Raw genomic sequence first — 18820 nt, forward strand, 5'->3', positions numbered from 1 at the left:
GCGTCAGTAGGTTTCGCCCGTCGATTCGACGAGAACACTTGCAATCCGCGCCAGTGCGGCCGGGGCGGTCATCTCCGAGTGGGTGCACGGTACCTCGACCGACGTCACCTGCCCGGCCACATGGCGCGCCCAGCGCGCCACACTCCGGCGACGCGCCACATCCTCGCGCGCCGCAACGAACACCAGTACATCTCCTCGATAGATCCCGGGCCGATGTGCATGGGCTGCGGCCTCGAGAGCCGCGCCGACCTCCAGGACCCGGCGGACCTCGTCGGGGGCGAGGACGCGAAGATCGGCGTCGTCGAACCGCTCGTTCCGCTGATCGTCCCACGTCGACTCGACCGGTGTCGGTACTGCGTCCGAGGGATGGGAATCGAGGAGGATCAGGCTCGCGACGTCTGCTCCCGTGGCCCGCAACTGGATCGCCATCTCGTGGGCGATGTTGCCGCCGAGCGACCACCCCAGCAGGTGATACGGACCGTCCGGCTGCACTGTCCTGATCTGCTCGACGTATTCGCGTGCGAGATCGACGAGAGAGTCGGCGTGTGTCGTGCCGGTCGCCTGCAATCCGTACAACGGTCGGTCACCGAGGTGTTCGGCGAGACCGGTGTAGCACCAGGCGAGCCCGCTGACCGGATGGACGCAGAACAGAGGCTCCCCTGCGAGCGCTTCCGGGCGGCTCAGGCGTACGAGCGAGGCGAGCGGGTCGGTCGCGGCGTCGCCGCACTCGATGCGGCGCGCCAGACCTGCGACGGTGGGCTCGGTGAACAGCCACTCGAGTGCGACGTCGCGGCCTAGTTCGGCTCGGAGTCTGGCGACTACCTGCACGGCACCCATCGATGTCCCGCCGAGTTCGAAGAAGCTGGCCTCACGGGACACGAATTCCCGACCGGTCGTCTCGGCGACGGCTGCAGCGATCCGTCGCTCCATGTCCGTCCGTGGCGCGGTTCCCGGCACGGGCAGCTCGTCAACTACGGGGGCCGGCAGTGCGGACCGGTCGATCTTGCCGGACGTGGTCAGCGGCAACTGCTCGACCACCTGGACTGTGGCGGGCACGAGATGTCGCGGCAGCAAACGCGCCGCGTGCGCTCGTAGGCGCGACACGTCGGGGCTCCGGCCAGGCGCCGACTGCACGTAGGTCACGAGAACCGGGTCGCCCGACGGGCCGGGGTGCGCCACCGTAACCGAGGTGCGGACATCGGGATCTGCGCCGAGCACTGCGTCGATCTCGCCGGGTTCCACTCGGACGCCGTGGATCTGGACCTGGTCGTCGCTGCGACCGATGTACTCGAGGTCGGCGTCGCGACGCCGCCGCACGAGGTCTCCGGTCCGGTACAGCCGGGCGCCAGGGCTTCCTCCGGGATCAGCAACGAACCGAGTCACAGTAAGACCTGGCTGTCCGCGATAGCCGCGGGCGAGACCCGTTGCGCCGATATACAACTCCCCCACCACACCGATCGGGACCGGATTCAGCCGCTCGTCGAGAACCTCGATGCGCACGCCGGCAAGCGGTGTGCCGATCGTGACATCCGAGCCTTCCAGCGCCGAACTGCACGTGGCACCGACCGTGACCTCGGTGGGCCCGTAGCCGTTGTGCACCCGATGGCCTGCCCACGCGAGCGCGAGTGACGCCGGCAGTATCTCGCCCGCGGACACCACGGTGAGGGTGTGCGCCAGTGCGGTCGGATCGAGCGTGCTGAGCACGGTCGGGGTGAGGTTGACGTGGGTGATCTCGTGCTCGTTGAGGAACGACGCCAGATCGTCCCCCGCGTAAGAATATTCGGGTGCGCACACGAGGGTTCCGCCGTGCGCGTGGGCGGCGAGCAGTTCGAACACCGCGGCGTCGAATGTGGGCGACGCAGCCTGCAGGACGCGCGACTCACTGGTGACGCCGAGCCGTCGGCGTTGCAGGTCGACCAGTGCCTCCAGTCCGCGATGGGTCACCTCGACCCCTTTGGGCGTGCCGGTGCTACCGGAAGTGAACAGCACGTAGGCCAGCTCGTCCGGTGTACCGGACGCGGTGACGCGTCCGGCGGAACGAGCACTGGTGGCGCTGCACAGCAACTCTCTCCGTTCGGGGGGCAGGCTCGGGTCGACCGGCGCCCACGCCGCACCGACCCGGGTCACGGCCCACACTTCTACGACCCAGTCGGCGCCGCGGACCGCATCCACCGGAACGACGTCTCCCACCCCGATGCCGCGGGCACGCAAGCGGTCCGCGCGGGCGGCGGCGCGGGCGTCCAGCTCGGCGTACGTCCACTGCTCAGTGCCCGCGCGCAGGGCGACCCGCTCCGGATAACCACGGACCGTGGCGGCGAGGATCGCCGCGAGCGTCCGTGGCGCCGGTGCCGGCACGGAATCGGGTGTCGGTACCGGAAGCGCCAGGTCCCCTACCGCAGCAGAGGGATTTGCGACGGCGGCATCGAGCAGTGCGACCAAGTCGCGGAGCAACTGCGCGGCCGTCGGCGGGTCGAAGAGGTCGGTGGCGTACACGAGTCGGACACCGATGCCGTCGACATGCGGTGATTCGCGGACGTCGAAGGCCAGGTCGAACTGCGCCGCAGGTTCCGCTGCTGGGACTTCCTGCACCCGGACGCCGGGCAGCGCGAGCGCTGCGGTGGTGGCGCCCACGGAGTGCGCGAGGAGTACCTGGAACAGCGGGTGAGCGGCCGGATCTCGGGCGGGCGCCACATGCGCGACGACGTCGTCGAACGGGACGTCTGCGTGCGCAAACGCGTCCAGGTCGGTCGAGCGCACCCTGCCGAGGAGATCCTCGAACGACTCGACCGGGTCCACCCGAGCACGCAGGACCAAGGTTCCGACGAACATCCCTACGATCGACGCCAGACGAGGGTCCGGTCGGCCGGCCACGACGGTGCCGACCGCGATATCAGTACGCCCCGAGTACCGCGCAAGCAGCACGGTGAGCGCGGCGTGGATCACCATGAAGACGGTGACGTCGTGCGCGCGGGCGAAGGCGGTCAGCGTCGCGTGGGTGCCGGCGGCGAGGGTCTCCTCCACTGCGGCACCGCGGTGTGACGGTCGTGGCGGACGCGGGCGATCGGTCGGCAGCGGCAGGGGCGCATCCGGCAGCCCGGCGAGGGTCTGCGCCCAATAGGCCAACTGTCGGCCACCGATTCCGTTCGGGTCGGTGAGATCGCCGATCAGTTCCACCTGCCAGCGCGCGAAGTCGCGGTACTGCAATGCGAGCGGGGCCGGGTCCGGCGCCGCGCCCGCGGTCCGGGCCGCGTACGCCGCCGCGAGATCGGCAAGTAGCGGCGCGATGGAGGCGCCGTCCACCGCGATGTGATGCGCGACGACGGCGAGCACCCATTCGGTGTGGCCGGCCCGGAACAGGCTCACCCGCAACGGCGGTCGCGTGATCAGGTCGAGCGGGCGGGTGAGGGCGGCGGCAACCCTGCGGTTCAAGACGTCCGCGGGGCCGACGGTGGCGTCGACCTCGATCTCGACATCGTCGGCGGGAACCACACGCTGGGTGTCCGCGTCGGGGTAGACGGTGCGCAAGATCTCGTGTCGGGTCACGACGTCACGGAACGCGGACACGAGTGCCCTCACGTCGAGATCACCATCGAGCCGCAGCACGATCGGCATCGTGTACGCGGAGTGCGATGGATCCGCCTGGTGCATCAGCCACAGCCGGCGTTGCGCGGGAGCGATGGGCGCGACGACGTCCGTGCCTGAAACCAGTGTCGGCCCCAGCGCGACGGGATGATCCGGCGCGGAAGCGAGCGCCGCGAGGGTGGGTACCTCGAACACCGCGCGCGGCGTCACGTCGCGGGACAGCGCGGCACTCAACCGGGCGGCCACCTCGACGGCCGCGAGGGAATGCCCACCGGCCGCGAAGAATCCGGCGTCGACGTCGACCGCAAATCCGAGGACGTCACCCACGATGTCCGCCACGTGCTGCTCTTCGGGACGCAGGGTGCGCGTCGAGCCTCGGGGCGCCGACTCGGCGGCCAGTGCGGACAGCGCTACGGCGTCGACCTTGCCGTTTGCAGTGGTCGGGATGGCCTCGAGCACGAGAACCCTCGACGGAACAGCTGCGGCAGGCAGGGCCGGCGCGGCGGCGGTGAGCAGCACGGCGGTGTCGATGCCGGTTCCGGTGACGAACCCGACCAGCGTGCCGTTCCAGAGGACCACGGCGGCCTGCTCGACGCCCGGACAGCGCGCGAGCACGGCCTCGACGTGGCCCGGTTCCACACGCACGCCCCGCACCTTCAGTTGGCGGTCGCTGCGCCCCAGATAGATCAGCCGGCCGTCGGCGTGGACCCGGACCAGGTCACCAGTCCGGTACATCCGCTGGCCGTCCTGCGAAGCGACGAACCGCTGAGCCGTCAGCGTGGGCGCACCGAGGTACCCACGGGCCAGTCCAGCACCGGACAGATACAACTCACCGATCCCGCCGGACGGCACCGGTCGTAGTCGGCCGTCGAGCACACGAACCGCGGTGCCGGGGATGGGTTCTCCGAGCCCGCGGCGGTCGTCGACCTCTGCAAGCGTCGCGACGACGGTCGACTCGGTGGGGCCGTATGCATCGATCAGCACCCGATGCCGTCGCCAGCGGTCGGCCACGTGTGGTGCCAGAGCCTCGCCGCCGCTGGCCGCGACGCGGAGCGCTTCCAGGCCGGAGTCGTCCACGGTCGCGAGAACCGACGGGGTGGACAGGAAGTGGGTGACGGCCTGCTCACGCAGCAGCGTGTGCAAGTCGGGACCGGCGAATACCTCGGGCGGTGCAATCACGAGCGCGGCACCGGAGGTGTGAGCCAGCAGTATCTCGAGGACGGCGGCGTCGAACGCCGGGTCGTAGCCGTGCAGGACGCGGTCCCCGGCCGACACCCGGTAACGGTGCCGGCCCTCGGCGGCGAGGGCCGCCAGCCCTCGATGCGTGACCGCGACGGTCTTGGGGGCGCCGGTCGAGCCGGACGTGGTGATCGCGTACGCCAGCGAGTCGACGGATGCCACCGAAGCGGAACCCCCGGCGGAGCGAACCGTTCGCGCACCGAACGCAGCGCCGGTCTTCGCCACCGCCCACAGCATTCGAATCCGCTCGAGTGATCGGGCCGGGTCGAGTGCGACGACATCGTCCGCCCCGTAGCCGTGGTCGAGGAGCAGCTCGTTCGCCAGCGCGTCCGACTGCTCGTCGAGTTCGCGGTACGTAACGGTCGCGGGTCCGTCGACGACTGCGACGCGGTCCGGGTGCGCGGCCGCGGTCGATCGGAACAGTTCGGCGAGAGTGCAGGGGGCCGCGCCCAGCCCTCCGCTCCAGACGTCGGTGGCAGACAACGGCAGGTCCTGCACGGCCAACTGCGGGCTCTCGGCGACCGCAGCGAGTGCAGCGCCGAAATGCTCGGCGAGCGCGGCCGCGGTCGCTTCGTCGAAAAGCGAGGAGTCGTAGGTCAACACGCCGTCGATGGCACCGTTCTCAGCACCCGAGAGCGTGAACTGTAGATCGAAACGAGCTGTGGCGGATTCGATCTCACGGACCCGCATTTCGAGGCCGCCCGTTCGGAGGGTCGGCGGCGTGAAGTCCTGGAAGGCCAGCGCGACCTGCGGTACCCGGCCGCCGACGAAGGGCAGAACTTCCTCGAGCGGCACGCTGGCATGATCGAAGGCCGCGATGTCGAAGTCCCGGACCTGCGCGAGCAACCCGGAGAGCGGCATGTCCGGCTCCACCCGCGCCCGCAGCACTACGGTGTCGAGGAACAGTCCCACCAGCGATTCGAGTTGCGGGAAGCGGCGGCCGGAGACCACCGTGGCGATCGCGACGTCACCGTGCGCGCCGAGTCGGGCGAGGACGGCGGCGAGCACCGCGTGCAGGACCATGAACTCGGTGGCGTGGTGCGCGTGAGCTGTTGCGGTGATCGCGCGGGCGGTGTTTGGAGCGATCGTGAAGCGCACCGATTCGGCGACGCCCGGCGCCACGTGGCGCGCGGTGTCGGTCGGCAGCACTGCGGGATCGAAATCGGCCAGTTCGCGACGCCAGTGCTCGATCGAATCGGCCTGTACCTCCCGACCGCGGTCCCAGGCTGCGAAGTCGGCGTACTGCAGCGGCAGCGGGCTCCACGCGGGCGCAGTTCCGGTGATCCGCGCATCGTAGGCAGCGGCGAGGTCTTGCACCAGCACGGTTACCGATCCGCCGTCCGCCACGAGGTGGTCGATCGAGACGTCGAGCACGTGACGGTCGGGCGACTGTGATTGCAGGTGGGTCGCAAAGGCCTCCGATCCCATCGGGTCGGCCACCAGATGCGGTCCGCGCTCGTCGGTTACGACGCGACTACGCAGCACGTCGTGGCGGGCGACGACGTCCGCGACAGCCGCGTGCAGGGCCTCGACGTCGAGCGGGCCGTCGAACAGCACCTGTGCGCGCAACCGGTAGGAATCCCCGGCGCCGGTACTGCGCAGCGCCCACAGTCGCGCCTGCGCGCGGCTGAGCGGGATCCGGGTCGGCCGCGCACCCGCGACCGGGCCCTGCTCCCGATTGGCGAGGTCTTCCTCGTCGAGCGCGGCGGCCAACCCGGCCACCGTGGGAGCGGCGAAGAGCAGTCGCAGCGGCACGTCGAATCCGACACGCTCGCGCAGGCGAGCCACGAGCGTCGTGGCGAGCAGTGAATCGCCACCGGCGACGAAGAAGTCGTCGGTTCGACCGACGTCGCGGCCGAGCACCGAGGAGAACACATCCGCGACGAGTTGTTCGGTGGCGGTGGCGGGTTCGGCACCCACACCGGAATCCGGTGCAGGCAGGGCGTGGGTGTCGATCTTGCCGTTCGCGGTGAGAGGGAGGGCTGTCATCGGAACGATCGCCGACGGCACCATGTACGACGGAACACTGTTCGCGAGCGAGCGTCGCAACTCTGCGATGTCGACCGTCACGGGCACCACGTACGACACGAGTGTCGTCGTACCGTTGGCGTTCTCGCGGATGATGGTCATCGACTGGGTCACGTCGGCGCGGCGGACGAGGACGGCGTCGATCTCGGCGAGTTCGATACGGATACCGCGGACTTTGACCTGGGCGTCGTTGCGCCCGCGGAAGTCGAGAACACGGCCGTCGGGACGGTCGAGCCAAAGCACCAAGTCCCCGGTGCGGTACCAGCGCCGCCCGTCCGGTCCGGCGACGAACCGTTCCGCGGTGCGGGCAGGGCTACCCGCGTATCCGACGGACATCCGGTCGCCGGCCAGGTACAGCTCGCCCGTCACGCCGGTGGGCACCGGCTGCATTCGCGCGTCCAGCACCAGCGTCTCGATGCCGCGGGCGGGTGTTCCGATCGTCGCGGGCAGTTCCGGTCGCAGAGGCTGTGAGTAGGTCGCGAACACGGTCGACTCGGCCGGCCCGTAGCCGTTGTACAGCCGGCGGCCGGGCGACCAGCGCGCAACCAGTTCGGGCGGCACTCGCTCGCCTCCGAGCATGATCGTCTCGAGCGCCGGTAGCGCACGGGGCGGGACCGTCGCCAGTGCCGACGGCGTCATGCACGCATGGGTAACGTGCTCGCGCTCGAGGAGCCGCGCCAATTCTTCTCCGCCATAAGCGTTCTCCGGGGCAATGATCAGGCAGGCACCGGATCCCGCAGCCACCAGCAGCTCCAGGAGAGCTGCATCGAATCCGGGTGAGGCGAGGGCGAGCATCCGCGAATTCGGTCCGGCGGCGAACACGTCGCGCAGATCCTGGGCGAGCGCGCCGAGGCCACGTGCGGTGAGGACGATGCCCTTCGGGGCGCCGGTCGTACCGGATGTGAAGACGATGTAGGCCGGATGGTCATCCTGCACGCCGAGGTCGGCGTGATCCGGGAGACCGGGGAGGTCGTCGATCGCCGCGTCCACCGTGACGTCGATCCACTGCGTATGTGTCGGCAGACCACCGATTCGGTCGACGCTGCTCACCCCGATCACGGCGCCCGATGCCGCGAGCATCGCGGCGAGACGCGACGGCGGGTGCGACGGGTCGAGCATGACCGGTGCCGCACCCGTTCGAGCGATGGCCCACACCGCGATCACCGCGTCGAGCGAGCGCGGGAGGGCGCATGCCACCGCGGCGCCCGGTACGGCGCCGTGAGCGCGGAGGGTGGTGGCGAGCGTCTCGGCCCGCGTCACGAGTTCGGTGTAGCCGAGTTCGTTCTCCCCGGAGCGCGCGGCGACCCCAGATCTGCCGGTCCCGGCGCCGTCGGCCAGCAGCGACCACAGCGAACTCGGGGTGCCGATTTTCCCGCGCGCCGGTACCAGTTCCCTGCGCTCGGCGTCGGTGAGCAGGTCGATCCGGCCCACCTCGACATCCGGATCGCGCAAGGATTGGTCGAGGAACCTCGAGAACCGCGACGCGAACGCGGCGACCGTGGCTGCGTCGTACAGGTCCCGCTGGTAGGTGAACTCCAGATCGATCGAGTCGGCGGTTTCGGTGACCGTCAACTGCAGGTCGAACGGCACCGAATCGAGCGGGGCGGCCGCCGCGGACACCACGAGACCGGGTAGGTCGAGGGTGGGCAGCGCGGGCCGGCGCATCGACAATGCAACCTGGAACAGCGGATGGTGGGACGAATCACGCACCGGGGCAAGGTGTTCGACGATGGTTTCGAACGGAGTCCGGGCGTGTGTGTAGGCGGCCAGATCCCGGTCACGGACGTGGGCGAGAAGATCCGCGAACGACGCATCGCCCGCGACCCGTGTGCGTAGGACCAGGGTGGCGGCGAACATTCCGACCACGTCGTCGAGCCGGGGGTCACCGCGGCCCGCGACCACCGTGCCGACCGGGATGTCCTCGGACCCCGCGTGTCTGGAGAGCACCGCCGCCAGCGCCGCGTGCAGGACCATGAACGTGGTGGCGCGGCCACGCCGAGCGGTCTCACGCACAGCATGGATCTGCTTGCCGCTCAGAGCGATGCGGATGCTGTCGGCGTGGGACGTGCCTCCGGCCGGACGCGGGTGATCGTGTGGGAGCGTCGACTGCTCGGGCAGGCCGCCGAGCACGTCGAGCCATGTCTGCAGGTCGTCCTCCGCGCTGTCCGCCTGCCATGCCGCGTAGTCGACATACTGCACGGGCAGGGCGTCCCACTGAGGCTGCCGACCCGCGAGCCGGGCACGGTACGCGTCCGCGGTGTCGCGCAGCATCGGCGTGAGCGACCATTCGTCCGCGGCGATGTGGTGCACCACGAGCACGAGCGCATAGCGTCGGGTACCGGTCCGGTACAGGCGCAGCCGGACCGGAGGCTCACTTTCGAGCACGAAGGGGGTCGCCGCGAAGGACGTCACATAGTCGTCCAGTGCTGATGCGGGCACCGAAATCGGCGTCAGGTCGACCTCCGGGACATCGATCACCACCTGCACCGGGCCTGACTCGTCCGACGGGTACACCGTCCGCAGCGTCCGGTGCCGCTCGAGGACGTCGCGGAGCGCGGCACCGAGCGCATCGACGTTCACGTCGCCGCGCAGGCCCACCACGAACGGCAGGTTGTGCGCGGCTGTCTCGGGGGTGAAGCGGTACAGGAACCACAGGCGGCGCTGCGCGGGCGACAGCGGCCCGCGCATGCGGGCTCCGTCGGACACCGGCAGCCGACGGCCGTGGCGTGGCCCGCCCACTCGGTCCTCGACCACCCGCGCGAGATCCGCCACGACGGCCGACTCGAACACGTCCCGGACACTGACGTCCGTACCGGTGAGTGCAGCGACCCGACCTGCCAATTGCGTCGCGAGCAGTGAGTTTCCCCCCAGCTCGAAGAAGTCGTCGTCGGACCCGATGCTCTGGACCCCGAGCAGTTCCCGGTAGGCGTCGGCCACCAGGTCGTCGAGCGGGCTGCGCGGCATGGACCAGAGCCGGTGGGCCGGCACCGCGTCGGGCAGGGCAGAGACGTCGAGCTTGCCGTTCACGGTGCGCGGCAGCTCGGGCACCTCCGCCACCGCGGCGGGAACCATGTAGTCGGGCAGCACCCGCCGTAGGTCGCGGATCAGTTGCGTGGGATCGATCGTGGGTGCCGCGGGTCCGGAATCCCGGACCACGTACGCCATCAACCGGTCGTCGCGGACCAGCACCGCGGCCGCCGCGATGCCGGGCAGCCGGGTGAGCGCGCCGCGGACCTCGCCCGGCTCGATGCGGTGGCCCCGCAGCTGGAGCTGGTCGTCGGAGCGGCCCCGGTACTCGAGACCGCCGTCGTTGCGGAGTCGGGCGAGGTCGCCGGTGCGGTACAGGATCTCGCCGTCCGGGGCGGCGACGAAACGCTGCGCTGTCAGGCCGGGTCGGCCCCGGTACCCACGGGCAACCTGCGGGCCGCTCACGTAGATCTCGCCGACTGCGCCGGGTAGAACCTGACGCAGCGCACGATCGAGCAGGCGGAGCACGACGCCCGGCAATGGTGTGCCGATGTCGTTGCTTCGATCCGTCTCACGTTCGACAACGGCCCGGGTGAGGTGGACCGTGGTCTCGGTGATGCCGAACATGTTGACGGCGTCGACGGCAGGGTTCCGGTCGAGCCAGCCGCGCACGCGGGTCGCGTCGAGCGGCTCGCCGCCGAAGATCAGCGTCCGGACGGCCAGGTCGCCAGGGTTGCCGTCGAGGTCCGCAAACTGTCCGAACGCGGTCGGTGTCTGGTTGAGCACCGTCACCCGCTCGCGGACGAGCAGCGCACGGAAGTCACCGGGGTTACGGGCCACGGAGTGGTCGACCACGACCACCCGGCCGCCGGTCGTCAGCGGACCCCAGACCTCCCACACCGAGAAGTCGAACGCGGGCGAGTGGAACATCGTCCAGACGTCGTCGGGGCCGAAGCCGAAGTCCGCGCGTGTATTCGTCAGGAGCGCGGTCAGGTTCTCATGCGTCACCACGACGCCCTTGGGCGTGCCGGTGGATCCGCTGGTGTAGACCACGTACGCGGCACTACGGGGATCGACGACGGCGTCGACGGCGTGGTCGCCTGCGGCGTGGGCGGCGTGGGCGCCTGCGGCGTGGGCGGCGTCAGCGCGGCCCAGTGGCACGGTCGGTACCGGCGCTTCGAAACCGTCCAGGCACACGACACACGCGGGGTGCGCTTCGGTCAGCAACGCCGACAAGCGGTCTGACGGTTGCGTGACGTCCAGTGGCAGGTAGGCGGCGCCGGCACGAGCGACGGCGAGGATCGCGACGACGAGGTCGGCCGATCGGGGCAGCGCGATCGCGACGACGTCCTCGGCACCGACACCGCGCTCGACCAGGTTCGCGGCCAGGGCGCGTGAGCGGACGTCGAGGTCCTTGTAGCTGAGGCGTTCCACCCCTGCGACCACGGCGACCGCGTCCGGTCGTTCGTGCACATGCCGCGCGAACTGCTCCGTGATTGACGGTGCGGCGTCCGCGGATGCCCTCTTGGCCGTACCGGCATCCGGTGCGGGTCCGACCGGGTCGATGCGGGCCAGTTCGATGGTGGGGTCGTCGGTGACGAGTTCGATGATCCGCACGAACCAGCGCGCCCACCGATCTGCCGTCTCGTGGTCGAAAAGACTGCACGCATATGTGAACCGGCCGTCGAACCCAGCCGGGTACTCCCCCGGCTCCCGATCCCGGACCGCCACTTCCAGATCGAATCGCGTCCTGCCCGTGTCGATCTCGCGACCGCGGACGTGCAGGCCTCCGAGTTCGAGTTGGGCGGGCACGACATCGTCGTACGAGAACATCACCTGGAACAGCGGGTGGTGGGCGCCGGCACGCGTCTGCGCGAGTTCGGCCACCACCGCATCGAACGGCACATCGGCGTGGCTGAAGGCCGACAGATCGGTGCGGCGCACGTTGGACAGCAGTTCGGCGAACGACCAGCTTGCATCCACTCCGGTCCGCAGAACGACGGTGCCTACGAACATACCCACCGCGTTGTCGACGTCTTGATGCGCGCGACCCGACACCGGGGTACCGACGCTGACATCCTCGGTGCCCGACAGCTTGGCCAGCAGGACGGCGAGCGCGGCGTGCAACACCATGAAAGGCGTCGAGTCGTATTCCTGCGCAACCTTTTCCACCGCCACGTGGAGGTCCGACGGGATCGTGAACGCCACGGTGTCCGCGGCCACCGATTCGGTGTCGACCGACCGAGGCCGGTCTGCGGGCAGGGCGGGCGCTGACACCGCTCCGGCGAGTGCGGAACGCCAGTGCGTCAGGTCGCGGTGCGCGCGGCTGAGCGGATCGACCGGATCGCCGAGGACCGTGCGATGCCAGCGGGCGTAGTCGGTGAACGGGACGACCGGCGCGTCCCACCGGGGCACGTTCCCTGCGCTGCGCGCCCGGTAGGCGTGGTCGAGATCGCGTGCGAGCGGCGGAATGGACAGCCCGTCGACCGCAATGTGGTGCGCTACGACGACGAGCGTGTGCCGGTCATCGGCGATCCTGTGCAGTCTCAGCCGGATCGGGCGTTCCACGGTCAGGTCGAAGGGCTCGCACGCGGCCGAGTGTTCGGCAGCCTCGACGTCCGCGGGTGGATCCTGCACCTCGAGACCGACCTCGGCCGGCAGCACGATCTGCACGGGCCCGTCGGGGGTCTCCGGGAAGACGGTGCGGAGTACAGCGTGCCGGTCGAGCACGTCGAGGACGGCGGCCTGCAGGGCGGCGACGTCCAGGCGCCCGTCCAGGTCGACCGCGAACGCGATGTTGTCGGCACCCGTCGGCTGGGTGCGCCCCAGCAGCCACATCCGTTGCTGTGCCGGTGCCAGCGGTGCCGGTCCCGATCCGTCGGTGACGACGAGTGGAATCGACCGATCCGAATCGCGCCCGTCCAGCAGCGCCGCCAGGCCCGCGACAGTGGGGTGCTCGAACACGTCCCGCACGTCGACCCGGCGGTCGAGCGCGGCGCGCAGCCGGGACGCGAACCGGGCCGCGAGCAGCGAGTTCCCGCCGAAGGTGAAGAAGTCGCTGTCCGGCCCCATTACGGGAAGCGAGAGCAGGTCCGCGGCGACCCGCCCGACGAGCTCCTGGAGCGGGCCACGAAGCGCCGTGCCGTCGGGCGCGGGGAGAGCGGGGAGCGGCAGCGCGGACCGGTGGACCTTGCCGGCCGAGGTGAGCGGTACCTCGCCGAGCACGGTGACAGTGGCCGGAACCAGATAACGCGGTAGCCGTTCGGAGGCGTGGCGGCGTACGTCGTCGGCGTCGAGCGCGGTGCGGCCGTGGACGTAGGCGGCCAGGCCGTCACCGTGTGCGAGCACGACCGCGGTGTCCACCCCGGGATGAGTGGCGAGCACCGCCTCCACCTCGCCGGGTTCCACGCGGAATCCGCGGATCTGGACCTGATTGTCGTCCCGCGCAACGAATTCCAGTTGCCCGTCACCGCGACGACGCACCAGGTCGCCGGTGCGGTACATGCGTCCGGTTCCGAGCACCGAGGCCACGAATCGCTCCGCGGAGTGCCCGGCCCGCCCCAGGTAGCCCTGGGCCAGGCCCGGCCCGGCGAGGTACAACTCGCCCACCACCCCGTCCGCCACCGGGCGCAAGGTGGTGTCCAGGACCGCCGCGATCGTGCCGTCGACGGGGTCGCCGATCGGCAGCACCCCGGCACCGCCGAACGGACGGCTGATGGTCGCGACGACCGTCGTCTCGGTGGGGCCGTACAAGTTCAGCACCGTGCGCCCGCCCCCACCCCAGCGCTCCGCGAGGTCAGCCGACCAGGCCTCGCCGCCGAACCCGACCACCTGGAGCGCGTCGAGCCCGCTCGGGTCCAGCTGAGCCGGGACGGCGGGGGTCGAGAACCAGTGTGTGATGTGTCGGGCCCGAATGAGTTCCGCGAGTTCGTCACCGTAGGTGTCGGGCGGCGCGATCACCAGAGTGGCACCGGAACCGAGTGCCAGCAGGTACTCGAGGACCGCGCCGTCGAATGCCGGCGAGGCCGCATGCAGGACCCTGGAATCGGTGTCGACGGCGAAGCTGCGGCGCAGGGCCTGCGTGATTGCGGCCAGGCCGCGGTGCGGGACGACGACGCCCTTGGGGGTGCCGGTGGAGCCGGACGTGAAGATGACGTAGGCCGGGTTGTCCGGGTGTGGGATGGTCGGCGCCGCAACGGGTCCGGCGCCGAGCTCGGCGAGGGGATCGACACGAAGCACGCCTGGGGGGAGGTCGACGTCCGCCTCCGCCACCACGAGACGCACCCCGGCGTCGGCGAGAATCGCGTGCAACCGGGCCGCGGGCTGGCCGGGGTCCACAGGGACGAAGGCGGCGCCGGTGTACGAGACGGCCAGGACCGCCGTGACGGACTCCACCGACCGGGGCACCAGCACACCCACGAAACTCGCCGGACCGACACCGAGGGCGGTCAACCGGGCGGCCAGCGCCACGACCCGCGGACGGATGTCGATCTCCCGGCCCTGTGCGTCGACCACCCGCAGAGGTCCCGCCGTGATCTCCGGCAGCGTCATGACATCCGTGATCGCCCGTGGGCTGGGCGGTGGCGGAGTCCCGGCGACGAGGTCGGCGACGCTGGCCCCGGGATCAACACAGGCCACCTGCAGAGCACGGTGCAGGAGCGTCCGCCAGCCGGCCACGGTGGCGCGGTCGAACAGCGCCGTGTCGTACGTCAGGTGTCCGGTGAGCCCGGCGCCCGGCACCTCCCGGATCGTGAGCTCGAGCGGGAAACGAGCTTGCGCGACAGGCAGTTCCCGACCGGCCACCACGAGGTCGGGGAGCTCGACGTCGGGATCGGTGAAGCTCTCGTATCCGATCATCAGCTGTAGTGGCGACTCGCCCAGCCCCACCGCGTCGAGGATTTGCTCGAACGGTGTCTCGGCGTGTGCGAACGCGTCCACGTCGGCGGTGCGCACCGCAGCGACCAGATCGCCGAAGTTCTGTCCGCCGTGCACGGAGACACGCAGCGCGACGGTGCTGACGAACATGCCGACGAGAGCGTCGAGGGCAGGGTCGCTGCGGCCCGACGTGGCGGCACCCACGACGGTGTCGGGGTGACCGGTGACCGCGGCCACGACCGTGGCGACGGCTGCGTGCAGGACCATGAAGGTGGTCGCGTCATGGTCGCGTGCGAGGCGATCGAGCGCGTCGCGAGTGGTGGTGTCGACGTCGAAGCTCACCCGGGCCGGGATTCCCGAGGCCCGGGTCCGTGGTCGTGCGACGGGCAGTGCCGGGATGTCGGCGACTCCCGCGAGAGTGCGGCGCCAGTATCGAAGTTCGTGGTCGCCGATGGTCCCGCCGGCCGAATCCGAGGCGGGCGCGCGCAGCACCGCGTGGTGCCAGCGCGCGTAGTCGGTGTACTGCAGCGGGAGCGTTTCCCACCCGGGCGCCTGCCCCGCTCGTCGGGCGACATAGGCAGCGGTCAGATCCCGCAACAACGGGTGGAACGACAGCCCGTCCATCGCGATGTGGTGCGCGACGACGACGAGCACGTGGTGGTCGAGGGCGCGGCGGTGGAGTCTGAACCGCACCACCTGCCCGGACCCGAGATCGAACGGTGCGGCCACAAACGCGGCGGCGTCCCCGTCCGACGCATCTTCCGATTCCATGTGCACCACAGTCAGTTCGGGAAGCACATCAGCGGCGGGCAACACTACCTGGCAAGGGCCATCGCGACCATCACGGATTGCAGTGCGCAGCGCCGAATGTCGGGTCAGGGCGTCGCGCAGGGCCTCCTCCAGGGCGGCCACCGAGAGCGGGCCGCGAAGGTCGACGGCGAACGGTACGTGGTATGCCGAGCTTGCGATCCAGGCCCGGCTGTGCAGCCACAGACGGTACTGCGCGGGCGCGAGCGGTCCGTCGCCGGTTCCGGACCCGTCGAGGGCGGGGCGGACGCCGCGGCCGATCGCTACCGCGGCGAGGTCGGCGACGGTCCGCTGCATGAACACGTCCCGCACTTGCACCTGTCGGCCCAACCCGGCGGAGATCCGGGCCGCCAGCTGGGTGGCCGTGAGTGAGTTGCCGCCGAGGGCGAAGAAGTCCGCGTACGCATCGACGTGGTCGACCCCGACGACCTCGCGGACGGCATCCGCAACCAGCAATTCGACGGGACCGTGCGGAGCGCGCCCATGACCGGTGTCCTCAGACGTGGGCAGACCGGCGAGCGCGACGCGGTCGACCTTGCCGGACGGCGTCAACGGCAACACGTCGCACACCACCACCGTGTCGGGGATCATGTGGTGCGGCAGCCGCGTGGCGAGCCAGTCACGCACCGAACCCGGGGCCGGGACGGCCCCCTGCAGGTACGCGACCAGTCGATCGCCGACGAGTACTACTGCAGCCGAGTCGATTCCCGGGTGTTCGGCGAGCGTGTGCTCGATGTCCCCCAGCTCGATCCGGACGCCACGGATCTGCACCTGCCGATCCGTCCGGCCCACGTACCCGAGTTGACCGTCGAAGCCCCAGCGCGCCAGGTCGCCGGTGCGGTACATGCGGCCGGGACCGAAGACCGACGCTACGAACCGTTCCGCGGTGAGCGCCGGCCGGCCCGTGTACCCACGCGCCAATGCCGGTCCGGCGACGTACAGTTCGCCCACCACTCCGTACGGCACCGGACGCAGCCGACGGTCCAGCACCGCCACGGCCGTCCCGTCGACGGGACGGCCGATCGGTACCGCCGCGGCGCCGTCCAAGCCGGCAGCGTCGAGCGGCTCCCCAAGCGTCGCGAGGATCGTCGTCTCGGTGGGCCCGTACGCGTTGATCAGGGTGCGGCCCTGCGCCCAGCGCGCGGCCACGGCCGGCGGCAGCACGTCGCCCCCCGAGTCGAGCATCGTCAGCGCAGGCAGCGCTTCCGACGGGGTGGCCGCGAGAACGGCCGGGGCCGAGACGAAATGCGTGATCGACTCGGCTGCGAGCAGCGCGGCGAGAGCCTCGCCGGCGACGACGTCAGGCGCAGCCACGACGAGAGTCGCCCCGGCGTCGGCGGCCAGCAGGACCTCTTGCAGCGACGCGTCGAAGGTGGGCGACGCAAGGTGGATCACGCGCGCGTCCGCGGTGGCTGCATACCGCGACCGCAAGGTCGAGATCAGTGGGGCCAGGCCACGATGGCTCACCACGACACCCTTGGGCAGACCTGTGGATCCGGAGGTGTGCACCACCCAGGCCGGGTTGTCGGGATGCAGTGGTCGGGTGCGGTCGGCGTCGGTGACGGGGTCCGCGGACCACCCGTCGTGCGTGGTGTCGATCCGGATGACGTGCTGCGGCAGCGCGACGACGGCCGCGGGATCGGCGATCACGACCGCGACACCGGCGAGGTGATGAGCCAGCCGATGACTCGGAAGCGCCGGGTCGACCGGCACGTACGCGGCGCCGGTCTTGGCGATCGCCCACAGCGCGAGAACCGATTCCGCCGACCGCGGCAGCAGGACCGCCACGCGATCCTCAGGACCGCACCCGAGGGCGACCAGCCGCCGGGCCAGCGCCGACGAACTCGCGTCGAGGGCGGTGTAGGTCATCGCGACGTCGCCGCAGCGGACCGCGATGTGTCCCGACGAAGCCTGCCGCGTCAGCACGTCGGGCAGCAGCACAGGATGGGCCGCGACGGAGTCACCGACGGCGGGCGCCAGTCCGGCCAACTCGTCCGGGGCGCCCAGCGGCAGGTCCTCCACGAGACCGGCGCGGTTGGCGGTGAACGCCGCTAGGTAGTCGAGGAACCGCTGGTGGTGACGACGCAGCGAGCGGACGGTGTAGCGGACGGGGTTTGCCTCGAAGTCGACGCGCAGCCCGCCACCCGCCGATCCGGGGTACACCGTGAGCGAGAGATCGTCGATCGGGCCGGTGGACAGCACCGTCATCTCCCCGACGACGTCGCCGAAGTGCAGTTCCCGCGCGAATGCCATGACGTTGACGACGGGGCCGAAGACGCCACCGATGCTGCCGCGGCCGTCGGCATCCGGCAGATCCGCCAGCATCGCGTGGTAGCGGTAACGCTGGTGCCGCAGTGCACCGGTCAGCTCGAGCTGCACGCGGCGGATCAATGCCTCGACGGAGTCGTCGGGATCGATACGCACGACGATCGGCACCACGTTCGATACCGAGCCCGACGTGCGACGGGACGCGGCGGTGGTGCGGGCGGCCACCGGAAGACTCAGGCTCACGACGTCTGCACCCGCCGCCCGTGCCAGATACGCGGCGAAGGCCGCAGTGACGACGGGGACATCGACATCGACATCGGCTGCGAGGGTTTCCCACACACGACGCGAGGGGACCGACAGCGGCCCGGGACGATCGGCCAGTGACACCGCGGCGGGAAGAGCGGCGAGCCGCGACTGCCAGTGGGCGCGATCGATCGATTCACGGCTGCTGCCGGTGTATTCCGCGTCCTGAGCCGCCAGCTCGCGAAGCGGGATCGCGCGCAGTGGTTCGGGCTCCAGCCCGCGCATCCACGCCGAGTAGGTCTGCGCCATCCGGTCGACGAGGACGGTCGCGCCGTATCCGTCCAGCACCAGGTGGTGAGCGAAGCAGTAGAGGTAGTGGTGGCCGTCCCGTAGCCGGATCAGCGTGGTGCCGGCGAGGCGGTCCCGAAACGGGTCGATCGACCGGTTGGTCCTCTCGGTCATCCATCGAGTGGCCGCTGTTTCCGGATCATCCTCGTCCGCGAGATCGAGGAAGCCGGGGGCGTCTTCGATTTCGGGAACCACCACCTGCCGCGTCTCGTGGGCTTCCTCGACAAGAACGACGACGGCCGATTCCAGTTCGCGGGCCGCGTAGTCGCAGGCGGCGAGCAGCAGCTCTCGGTCGAGGGATCCGCGCAGTTCCACGTTGAGCGCCACGACCAGAGGCACATCTGGGGTGAGCTGTTGCGCCAGAAGGAGCGCCCGTTGGGCGGACGACAGCGAGAAGGGGTGCACGATCAACCCTCCCCCTTTTTCCATCCGATGAAACCGTACTGATTGCCCCGGTTACTCC

At 70.5% G+C, this 18820-nt stretch carries 1 protein-coding gene; it reads right to left on the reverse strand.

Annotation, left to right across the window (positions count from 1 at the left end):
- Positions 1-3: 3 nt before the first annotated feature.
- Entirely contained in the window at positions 4-18786 is an 18783-nt protein-coding gene (locus C8K36_RS20320; RefSeq protein WP_258195515.1) for a non-ribosomal peptide synthetase, read from the reverse strand.
- Between the last annotated feature and the right edge of the window lie 34 nt (positions 18787-18820).

Source organism: Rhodococcus sp. OK519, from assembly GCF_003051005.1.
Taxonomy (GTDB): Bacteria; Actinomycetota; Actinomycetes; order Mycobacteriales; family Mycobacteriaceae; genus Prescottella.

What these genes read in the sequence shown, in the direction of transcription:
- C8K36_RS20320 (WP_258195515.1), bottom strand. Translation starts at nt 18,786, where the DNA reads ATGGAAAAAGGGGGAGGGTTGATCGTGCACCCCTTCTCGCTGTCGTCC.